Source organism: Helicobacter burdigaliensis (genome assembly GCF_003670295.1).
In the GTDB taxonomy this organism is placed as follows: Bacteria; Campylobacterota; Campylobacteria; order Campylobacterales; family Helicobacteraceae; genus Helicobacter_D; species Helicobacter_D burdigaliensis.
The window spans coordinates 1-1733 of record NZ_QXJG01000041.1 but is presented as its reverse complement, the minus strand read 5'-3'; the positions used below and the strand labels follow the sequence as shown (position 1 = coordinate 1733).

The window sequence follows — 1733 nt, the reverse complement described above, 5'->3', positions numbered from 1 at the left end:
TTGATATTCTTCTGCAATTCCCTCACACACTGTATACATATAATCTACCTTAGGAAGATAGGTTTTGCATAGGTAATGTTTATAAGGTGCAAAATAAAACTTCCACCAAAAATAATTTTCAAATTCTCTTGGGGAATATTCATGCATATTAGCAATTATTTTTGAATTTTTACGATATTTAAGAACCAAAGGCAGTGTTTCTTCATTATGCGCTATAATAATATCAAAGCTATTTTGTTTTAAAATCTCCTCAGCATCTTTTACTTGTGGTAAATCCCAATACACTTTTTCATATCTTCTTAAAAGCAGCCAAATACGCTGGATAAATTTCATCTTAAAAGTCCATTTGGGCTTATTTATTTGATAAAACTTAACACCCTCTCTATTGCAATCAACATAGCCCAATCCACTTACTTTATAGTTTTGCAACAAAAAATCATATTCCCTTCTTACTCTAGGTTGCGTGATATGGCTGTGAAAATGAAATATTAAAACGGATTGCATTACTTCAAATCCAATTCAACCATTTTTTTTTAAATTGATATAAAGCTTCATTATTAGAATAATCCTTATAACTTTTTATGGGTGTATTTACAATATCTCCCCATTCTTTTTTTGTTAACTTTAATTTTCCTAATATACTTTCCAAAATTTCATTAATCTCATCAATATTATACGAAGGCTCTTTTAGCCTAAACAATGCTTCTTCTCTTGTTAATTCCCCAGATAAAATCAAACTAGAATAATGTGCTTTCCTCTTATCATACCCAAACTTGGTGGGCAAAAAATATTCTTGAAAAAATTTAGTCCAAATTGATTCAGTATGCTTAGCACCATAATCTTGCCAACCATACTCTTCTTTTAAAGTCTTTAACGCCATCTTTTTGCTATATGAAATACCATTGAGTAACTGTAATGATTTCATTTGTTTAAATATTGGATAATAAAAATAATATTTCCAAAATCCAACAACTGGAAAAGACTTTAAAGGCATTTTGCCAAACCTCTTATGAATATCCAAAAGTTGCATAGAATCCATAGCAACATGCCCCCAAGCAACTGGCAAAACAGATTCAGTAGCAAAATTACCTCCTGTAAGTATATGTTGTATCTTACTCTTTTCCGATTGTTGATATAATGCTCCAAAAAACGCATGATCTTGAGGAGTGTCACAATTAGCAACTCCAGATTTTAAGAAGGCTATTTGCAAGTCCCTCATTTCCTCAAAGTCTATTTTAATGGTATGAACTTGAACTCCCAATTTATTTGCCAAAATCTCAATATTGGAACTAGCAACTTCAGAATTCCACCCAGCATCTATATGTACTACTTTTAATCTCATTTTTAATTTTTTAATCGCATAATGCAATAAATAGCTAGAATCAACACCACCACTCAAACCAATGATTGCATCATATTCTTTATTGCAATTCTTTTTTTTAATATCTTCAATTATTTTAATATTTGTTTGTTCATCCATGGTTTGCCACAATGGTAAAATCACACTATCAAACTTCCGACAATGATTACAAACACCAAATTCATTAAAACTAATATCCGGATCCGTAGTATCCATAACACATCTTTTACAAATTCTATACTCACTCATTCAAACACCTTAATTTAAAAAATAATTGTTTTCTATAAAATTTTTAATTCACCCACAAACCTCCTCTACAATCTTTAATAATTTCTCTCCCTCTGTTGTGGCATTTAATATCTTAGCAGCTTTA

The 1733-nt window shown here is 30.3% G+C and carries 2 protein-coding genes; both read right to left on the bottom strand.

Going from position 1 to position 1733, the window contains the following annotated elements:
• On the bottom strand, nucleotides 1–504 hold a 504-nt coding region (locus EBF09_RS08910), incomplete at its 3' end, for a glycosyltransferase family 4 protein (RefSeq protein WP_232817717.1).
• Nucleotides 505–508: 4 nt separating this feature from the next.
• On the bottom strand, nucleotides 509–1609 hold the full coding sequence (locus EBF09_RS08905; protein ID WP_121764745.1) for an N-acetyl sugar amidotransferase: 1101 nt from the start codon (nucleotides 1607–1609) through the stop codon (nucleotides 509–511).
• Nucleotides 1610–1733 lie beyond the last annotated feature (124 nt).

Coding starts and splice junctions, on each gene's coding strand:
- EBF09_RS08905 (WP_121764745.1), bottom strand. CDS start 1,609: ATGAGTGAGTATAGAATTTGTAAAAGATGTGTTATGGATACTACGGAT.